An 8,200-nucleotide genomic window follows, 5' to 3' on the forward strand; every position below is an offset into this window, starting at 1 on the left:
CGCGGTCGGAATTGTGGGCAATCGATGCGGAATCGGGGCAAGGGCCTCGGTTGCCGCATAATTCCGGTTTCCATCTATTTTTTTCGGGAGGCCGGCGGCCTCCCTGGGCGCAGATTCCTCCGAAAGGAAATCCAAATGGATTTTTCCCTGACAGATGAGCAAAAAGCTTTGCAAGCGCTGGCGCATGATTTTGCAGAAAAAGAGATCCGCCCCGTTGCCCACGAGCGGGACAAAATTGCCGACCCCCACGAGCGCTTCCCGTGGGATGTGGTGGAGAAGGCGAGCCATGTTGGCCTTCGGACGCTGGCGCTGGCGGAGGAGAAGGGTGGGGCGGGTGCGGACATCCTGACCCTCTGCCTGGTGGGAGAGGAGATGGCCTGGGGCGACCTCGGGATCGCCGTCACGTTCGATCAGACGTGGAAGATCACGCATCTGCTGGATCGCCTGGCGAGCGAGGAGCAGCAGGCGCGCTTCCTGCCCGCTTTCCTGGAGGATCACCGCTTCCATCTGGCGGTGGGCATGACCGAGCCCAACGGCGGCTCCGACAACATCATCCCCTACAGCAGCCCCGATGCGGGGGTTCGGACAACGGCGGTTCGGGAAGGAGATCAGTGGAACGTCAACGGGATGAAACATTTCATCAGCAACGGGGGCATCGCCAAACTCTACTTCGTCGCCCTGCGGACGGACACCAGCGTCGGGGTGGCGGAGGGGCTCACCTATTTCATCGTCACGCCCGACATGGATGGTTTTTCCATCGGCCGGATACACGACAAGATGGGCCAGCGCCTCTCCCAGAACGCCGAACTCATCTTCGAGAACTGCAAGGTGCCGGACGCCAACCGGGTCACCGAGGTGAACGGCGCCCACAAGGCGCGGCAGAGCTTCGTGAAGGGCTCGAACCTCGAGGCGGCTGCCACCGTCCTGGGAACGGCCCGGGCCGCGCACGAGGAGGCGCTCGAGTATGCCCGCAACCGCGTGCAGGGCGGAAAGCCCATCATCGAACACCAGGCCATCGGCTTTATGCTGGCTGACGATTTCATCGAATACGAGGCGTCGCGGCGCCTTCTCCACTACGCGGCCTGGACCACGGGGCAGCCCGATCTGTACGACCCGAAGATGGTTTTCATGACGAAAACTTTCGTGTCGGAAGCCGCCTACCGGATTGCGACCCGCTCGCTCGAAGTATGGGGCGGAATGGGGTATATGACAGAAGCACCCATGGAAAAATACCTTCGCGATGCCACCAGCTTCTTGCACTCGGACGGAACCAACCAAGCCATGCGGGTCCGGGCGATGCAGTTCCTATAGGAGAGTGAAAGGATATGAGCGTTCTAAAAATTCGTGCACTGGAGGCGAAGGGGCTGCAGATACCCCTTGAGCGCCCCATCGCCAGCGCCCTGGGGACCTACACCCATGTGGATTGCGTTGCCACCTTTCTGCACACCGAGGGCGGGCCGACCGGCTACGGCCTCACGATGGGGCTCGGTGGCAGCGCCGGAAAAGCGATCGTCCCCTATATCGAGCACGAACTCGCGCCCCTGGCCCTCGGCCAGGACGCCCTGGCGCCCGAGGCCCTCTGGCAGCGCCTCTGGGGGCCGAACAAGGCCCGGATGCGGGGCGGCCTCGGCCTCTATTCGCTCTCGGCCGTGGACATCGCCTGCTGGGATGTGGTGGCCAAGGTAGCGAATCTTCCGCTGCATACGCTGGTGGGCGGCTTCAAGAAGGAGGTTCCCGTCTACGGGAGCGGCGGGTGGCACACCCTCTCCGACGGAGAACTGGTGGCCGAGTGCGAAATGTTCGCCGCCAAGGGGATTGGGGCCTACAAGATGAAGATCGGCAGTACGCGGGATGAGGAGCGAGTGGCGCTCATCCGCGAGAATATGGGGGACGATTTCATCCTCTACACCGATGCCAACCAGAAATACTCCGTCCGCGAGGCAGTCGAGGTTTCCGCCATGCTGGCCGACTACGGCGTCGCCTGGCTGGAGGAGCCGGTTCTCGCCGATACCTTGGACGATCTGGCCGAGGTGGCCGAGAAGAGCCACGTCCCCATCGGGGCGGGGGAGAATGCCTACATGCGCTGGGGCTTCCGGGAAATTTGCGAGCGCCGCGCCGCGGCCTACCTCCAGCCCGACATCTGCCGCTGCGGCGGAATCACGGAGTTCATCAAGATCATCCATCTGGCGGACGCCTACTGCCTCTCCCTGTGCAGCCACCTGGTGCACGAGCTCTCGATCAGCATCGTGGGCGCCTCGCCCGCCGGCGGGACGGCGGAGTACGTGGAACTGTTCCCGGAGGGGACGCTGACGAACGAGTTCAAGGTGGTGAACGGCTGCATCCGCGTCCCGGACGTTCCGGGGCACGGCGTGGAGTTCACGGCAGAGGCGTTCAAGCGCTTCGCCGGTTAATACTTGGGCGCGGAAGAGAGAGGCCAACCCCCTTCCACGTTCCTTTTATTGAGTGAGGTTGATGGTGAGACTGTTGACGTACGACTACCGGGGCGTCCAGCGCGTGGGCGTTTATGTGGGGGAGAAAGTGGTGCATCTCTCGCGCCTTTGCGGCCTGCTGGGCCGGCCGGATATGGACATCCGCTCCATGCGCGCCCTGATTGAAAAATGGGATGCCATCGGGCCCGCCATGCACGATTTCATCGCCGAGGCTGAGAAAAACACCGCCAAGCTGGCCCCCGTCCTCATGGATCCGGCCGATGTGACGTTTCTGCCTCCGGTGCCGAATCCCCCGAAGCAGGTCCTTTGCATGGGGCTGAACTACAAGGATCATGTCGCGGAGGGCCTCAAAGCCAAGGACGTGAAAACCGAGAAGGTCGAGCTCGATCAGCCCATCTTCTTCACGAAGGCCCCCACGACCCTCATCGGCCACGGCGCGCCGACCCCCCGCCACGCCTGCACGGAAAAGCTCGACTACGAGGCCGAGTTGGTGGTCATCATCGGCAAGCGCGGAAAGAACATCCCCAAGGAGAAGGTCTACGATCACATCTTCGGCTACTGCTGCGGCAACGACATCTCCGCCCGCGACCTTCAGCGGCGGCACAAGCAGATATTCAAGGGAAAGACCCTTGATGGAAGCTGCCCGCTCGGCCCCTACATCGTTCCGAAGGAAGACTACGGCGACCCGATGAACATGAAGATCGGGAGCCGGGTGAACGGAGAGGGCCGCCAGAGATCGAACACGAACATGATGATCCACGACATCCCCGCGATGATTTCAGCCCTCTCGGAGGGCTTCACCCTTGAGCCGGGTGACATTTTCATGACCGGGACGCCCTCGGGCGTAGGCTACGCCCGCGAGGTGCCGACGTTCCTGCAGCCCGGAGATGTCGTGGAAATCGAGGTCGAGGGACTGGGTGTCCTTCGCAATCCTATCGTTGAAGGCGATTAGACTAGAGGAAAAATTTAATGAGTGCTGACGAGAAATACTACGCGTCTGCCATTCGGCGCGGAGATACGCAGTACGGTAAGGGTTACACGGAAAAACTTTTCGAGCGCCTGAATGCGCTCGACCCCGGATTCTCGATGATTATGCAGCAGAGCATCCACGGCGGGCTCTACGACCGCGAGGTGATCCCCCACAAGGTGCGCGAGCTGTGCGCCATCTCCGCCCTTTTGGTCACGGGGCGCTTCTCCCAACTCCGCTCGCACTTCACCGCGGCGCAGAGCTATGGAGCGGAAGACAAGGAAATTCTGGAAGTTATCCTGCAAATGTTCACCTATATTGGAGCTCCCGCCGTCCTCGAGGGGATCAAGGTGTTCGAGGCCTGGACGAGCAGCGGAAAGGCCATGTCCGGCTACGGCACGGGAGAGAAATAGGCCCGAGTTCATCCACGACAGACCCCCATGAGGGAGGTTTCCCATGTCCACGGTCAAGACGGATATCCCCATTCACGGCACATGCGATGCCGCTTACAAGGCGATCGAAGAAGTCTTCCGCGAGAACTTCGCCACCCGCGAGGAAGTGGGAGCCGCCGTCTGCGTTTACCGGGACGGGGAAAAGGTGGTGGACCTCTGGGGGGGCTACGCCGACAAAGAGCGGACGCAGCCCTGGGAGGAGAACACCATTGTCATCATGCATTCGATCGCCAAGAGCATGTGCGCGCTCTGCGTGCATACCCTCATTGACAAGGGCCTCGTCGATCTGGAGGCGCCGGTGGCGGCCTACTGGCCTGAGTTCGCCCAGGCGGGGAAAGAGAAAGTCCTCGTCCGGCACGCGATCAGCCACTCGTGCGGCGTCATCTTCAACGACGCGGCCCCGAAGGGCTCCTGGTTCGACTATCCGGCCCACGTGAAGGCGATCGAGGTGCAGGAGCCTGCCTGGGAGCCCGGGACGGAGGGCGCCTACAACTCGATCAACATCGGCTTCATCCTCGGGGAGATCGTCCGCCGGGTGTCGGGGAAGACGATCGGGACTTTTCTCCGCGAGGAGGTGACCGGCCCCCTGGGGGCGGACTACAACATCGGCCTTAGGCCGGACGAGGCGGCCCGGGTGTCCGACACGATCTTCAACCCGGAAAACGGCTTCTGGAAGCGGGCGCAGGACCCCACCCTCCCGCTGGCGCGGGCCCAGCACTCAAAGCCCGATGTGGACGACATGCAAAACTCCCCCCAGATGCGCGAGGGCGAGTTGCCCTCCTTCGGCGGTCACGGCAACGCGCGGGCGATGGCGCGCATCTACGGGATGCTGGCCTGCGGCGGCGAGATCGGCGGGGTCCGCATTCTCAGCGAGGCGTACGTCCGGGGGCTGCCCAACCTCCAGTGGGAGAAGGACGATCAGAAGATGGTGGGCCGCTACGTCCGCATGGGGCTGGGCTTCTGGCTCAACGAGCCGACGTTCATGCCCATGGGGAAGAATATGAGCGCCTTCGGCCATCCCGGATCGGGCGGGGCGGTGGGCTACGCCGACCCCGAGCGGCGGCTCTCGTTCAGCTATTCGCCGAATTTCCAGCGCGAGGGGGTGGGGATGGGCATTCGCTGCACCTCGCTCATGCAGGCGGCGGCGGAGATCAAATAGGGGCAGGCGATGGCGAGAGATCGGGGGCTGGCAGGAAAAGTGGCGCTCGTCACGGGCGCGGGCCGCGGCATCGGCCTCGGCATCGCGCGGTGTTTGGCCGAGGAGGGGATGCACCTGGCCCTGGCCGATGTCTCCCTTCCGGGGGTGGAGCAGGCTGCGGAGGAGATTGCGGCCCTGGGCGTCAAGGCGGTCCCCCTGGCATGTGATGTGCTGGAGGAGGCCTCCTGCCAGGCCGCCGTGAATGAAACGATCGAGCGCCTCGGAGGGCTGCACACCCTGGTGAACAACGCGGGCGTTCTGGGCGGACCCGATCTGCACCTGGGGCTGATGAACATCACTGCCGAGGATTGGGACGCGGCCTTCCGCGTCAACGTCCGGGGTATTTTCTTCATGATCCGCTCGGCCACTGCGCACTTCAAGGCGCAAAAGGAAGGGTGCATCATCAACATCTCCTCGCGTGCCGGGAAGGACGGCCGGCTCTTGAACCCGCAGTACAGCTCGAGCAAGGCGGCGGTCATCAACCTGACCCAGGCGCTGGCACGGGAGTTCGCTCCCTCGGGCGTCACGGTCAACGCGGTGTGCCCGGGCGTCATCTGGAGCGCGATGTGGGAAAAGCTGGCGGGCCTGATGGTGAAGGAAAATCCCAAGCTGGCCGGGCTTTCCGCCCGGGAGGTCTTCGATGATATTGTCCGGCAGACGCCGATGGGACTGGCCCAGACCCCGGAGGATATCGGCCGGGCGGTGGCTTTTTTGGCGAGCGCGGATGCGCGGACCATCACCGGGCAGGCGCTCTCGGTCGATTCCGGTTCCGTAATGCATTAAAAATCAATCCGAATCCGTTTTTGAGTGTGATCTATTTCATTGACATCCAATTTCCGCCCATGCTACATTTTGGGCGGAAAGTTGCATGTTTTCAGTACGATTTCATGTTATCCCGCACGGATGCCAGTGGGGACGCGTTTTGTGCGGAACGCAAAGTTCCGCTCCGTATCGGGGAGGGCGAAGTTGACGAAGCGCGACTATACGATTCTGATGATTCCCAGCGACAAGAGTGGCACCCGGCGGTTTACGCTCTCGCGGAGATTCCTGGTCATCAGCTCTGTCGTCTTGATGGCTTTGATGGGGCTGAGTGGCATCCTCATCATGGACAGGATCCATCTCGAATCAAAGGTCAGCCGCCTGATTCCGCTAGAGGAGCGGGCCGCCGCCCAGAGCGAGCTTCTCGATCGGTTCCGCAACCGCTTGCGGCAGGTGGATCAGCAGCTCGGCCGCCTGCGCAGCTTTGAGTCCCAGCTTCGCGTCATGGCGTCGCTGCAGCCGAATAAGCGGAACAACGATCTCGGCGTCGGCGGCGTCAGCAAGGGCGATATCATCGGGCGCGTGGGCAAGCTGGGTCCCGGCGAGCGGCGCCTTGCCTTCCGGCTCGACCGGCAGTTCAAGGATATCGAATCCCGGGCAGAGATGCAGAAGGACGGCTTCGGCGACCTGCTCCGGGCGTTCCGGGAAAAACGCGTTTCTCTCGCGCACACCCCTTCCATTCTTCCGGTCAAGGGTTGGCTGACCTCCGGGTTCGGCCGCCGCAAATCAGCTTTTACCGGCCGCCAGGAGTTTCACTCCGGGATTGACATCGTGGCCCGGCGCGGAACCCCGATCACCGCGCCCGCCGATGGCATCGTCATCAAGGCGCGGCGGGAAGTGGGCTACGGCAAGACCGTTGAAATTCGCCATATGCAGGGCATCATCACCCGCTTCGCCCACAACCATAAACTCTTTGTCCAGGTCGGGCAGCGCGTTCAGCGCGGCGATGTGATTGCAGCGGTGGGGAGCACGGGCCGCTCGACGGGTCCCCACCTGCACTACGAAGTGCGGTTGAACGGCATTGCCGTCAATCCGCTTCTGTATATCGTAGACTGGGACTTCGCCCGCAGGTAGCCGCCGCAACGATTTTGCCCCCAACCTCTTTTCCCGGCCAATGTCTTGCGTGTTATCTTAGTCGGTGAGATGTGTTTTGTTTTTGTGCCGTATGGGAGTGGCCCTTCATGGGTTCTGTGATTGGCTCAGTTTTGTCGAAGTTCAAGACCGTTTTTCCCTCGGCCAACGAACGGCTCCTGAGAAAAATCCAGCCTATCGTCGAAGAGGCGCTTTCAGCCCATGAGCGACGATGAACTGCGCGCCCAGACCGGGCGGCTCCGGCAGCGCCTGGAGGCGGGAGAGACGCTCGACGACATCCTGTCCGAGGCGTTTGCACTGGTCCGGGAGGCAGGCCGGCGGTTTTTGAACATGCGCCACTTCGACGTGCAGATCCTCGGGGGCGTGGTTCTCCACCGCGGGATGATCGCGGAGATGAAAACGGGCGAAGGCAAAACCCTCGTCGCCACCCTGGCGGCCTACCTGAACGCCCTGTCGGGGAAAGGCGTCCACATCGTCACGGTGAACGACTACCTGGCCCGGCGCGATTCGACCTGGATGGGAAAAATCTTCCGGGGGCTCGGCCTGACGGTCGCGTGCATCCAGCACGATATGGATGACGACGAGCGGCGCGATGTCTACGCGGCCGACATCACCTACGGCACGAACAACGAATTCGGCTTCGATTACCTCCGGGACAATATGAAGTTCGACCCCGGCACCTTCGTCCAGCGGAAGCTCCATTACGCCATCGTGGACGAGGTGGACAGCATCCTCATCGACGAGGCCCGAACACCGCTCATCATCTCGGGCCCCGCGCACTCGGTGAAGCCGCGGTACGAACTCGCCGACGGTCTCGCCCGGCACCTCGTCGAGCGGCAGAAGGAGTGGACGGCCGCCGACGACAAGGTCCAGTCGTGCATGGTGAAGGTGTCGGGGCTCGAAGGCGACATCCGCAATGCCCGCGACAAGGCCGCGATCCCGGCGATGAAGGCCAAACTCGAAGCCGCCCGCGACGAGCTGCCCTTCCTCGAAGCCGCTCGTGACCAGCACGTGCAGTACTTCGAGGTCGAACTCGACAAGAAGCAGGCGTCACTCACCCACGAGGGCGTCACCGAGGCCCAGCGCAAGGCGGGCATCGGTTCGTTCTACGTCGGCGACAACATCGACCTTCCGCACCTTCTGGAGCAGTCGCTCCGCGCCCACGTCGTCTACGTCCGCGACCGCGACTACGTCGTCGCGCCCGACGAGAACGGCGAGATGG

The 8,200-nt window shown here is 62.7% G+C and carries 8 protein-coding genes and 1 pseudogene; all 9 read left to right on the top strand.

The features are described from left to right. Positions 1-135: 135 nt before the first annotated feature. Complete coding sequence (locus O2807_08375; protein ID MDA1000514.1) at positions 136-1,311, top strand: acyl-CoA/acyl-ACP dehydrogenase; 1,176 nt, start codon at positions 136-138, stop codon at positions 1,309-1,311. Positions 1,312-1,325: 14 nt separating this feature from the next. Beyond that, positions 1,326-2,411, top strand: a complete 1,086-nt coding sequence (locus O2807_08380) for a mandelate racemase/muconate lactonizing enzyme family protein (GenBank protein MDA1000515.1) — start codon at positions 1,326-1,328, stop codon at positions 2,409-2,411. Between the two features lie 61 nt (positions 2,412-2,472). Next, entirely contained in the window at positions 2,473-3,402 is a 930-nt protein-coding gene (locus O2807_08385) for a fumarylacetoacetate hydrolase family protein (GenBank protein ID MDA1000516.1), read from the top strand. A gap of 17 nt (positions 3,403-3,419) precedes the next feature. Then, complete coding sequence (locus O2807_08390; protein MDA1000517.1) at positions 3,420-3,830, top strand: carboxymuconolactone decarboxylase family protein; 411 nt, start codon at positions 3,420-3,422, stop codon at positions 3,828-3,830. Between the two features lie 43 nt (positions 3,831-3,873). After that, a complete protein-coding gene (locus O2807_08395; protein MDA1000518.1) occupies positions 3,874-5,028 on the top strand; it encodes a serine hydrolase in 1,155 nt (384 codons plus the stop codon). A 9-nt stretch (positions 5,029-5,037) separates the two neighbouring features. After that, complete coding sequence (locus O2807_08400; protein MDA1000519.1) at positions 5,038-5,850, top strand: SDR family NAD(P)-dependent oxidoreductase; 813 nt, start codon at positions 5,038-5,040, stop codon at positions 5,848-5,850. 183 nt (positions 5,851-6,033) lie between these two features. Further along, positions 6,034-6,960 carry a M23 family metallopeptidase gene (locus O2807_08405; protein MDA1000520.1) on the top strand — a complete coding sequence of 309 codons (927 nt, stop codon included), beginning with the start codon at positions 6,034-6,036 and terminating at the stop codon, positions 6,958-6,960. 107 nt (positions 6,961-7,067) lie between these two features. Next, positions 7,068-7,866 (top strand): annotated as a pseudogene (locus tag O2807_08410) (DEAD/DEAH box helicase). A 57-nt stretch (positions 7,867-7,923) separates the two neighbouring features. Then, a partial coding sequence (locus tag O2807_08415; protein ID MDA1000521.1) for a hypothetical protein occupies positions 7,924-8,200 on the top strand: 277 nt, incomplete at its 3' end.

Source organism: bacterium, assembly GCA_027622355.1.
Lineage (GTDB): Bacteria > UBA8248 > UBA8248 > UBA8248 > UBA8248 > JAQBZT01.

What these genes read in the sequence shown, in the direction of transcription:
- O2807_08380 (MDA1000515.1), top strand. Translation starts at nt 1,326, where the DNA reads ATGAGCGTTCTAAAAATTCGTGCACTGGAGGCGAAGGGGCTGCAGATA.
- O2807_08385 (MDA1000516.1), top strand. Translation starts at nt 2,473, where the DNA reads ATGGTGAGACTGTTGACGTACGACTACCGGGGCGTCCAGCGCGTGGGC.
- O2807_08395 (MDA1000518.1), top strand. Translation starts at nt 3,874, where the DNA reads ATGTCCACGGTCAAGACGGATATCCCCATTCACGGCACATGCGATGCC.
- O2807_08375 (MDA1000514.1), top strand. Translation starts at nt 136, where the DNA reads ATGGATTTTTCCCTGACAGATGAGCAAAAAGCTTTGCAAGCGCTGGCG.
- O2807_08400 (MDA1000519.1), top strand. Translation starts at nt 5,038, where the DNA reads ATGGCGAGAGATCGGGGGCTGGCAGGAAAAGTGGCGCTCGTCACGGGC.
- O2807_08390 (MDA1000517.1), top strand. Translation starts at nt 3,420, where the DNA reads ATGAGTGCTGACGAGAAATACTACGCGTCTGCCATTCGGCGCGGAGAT.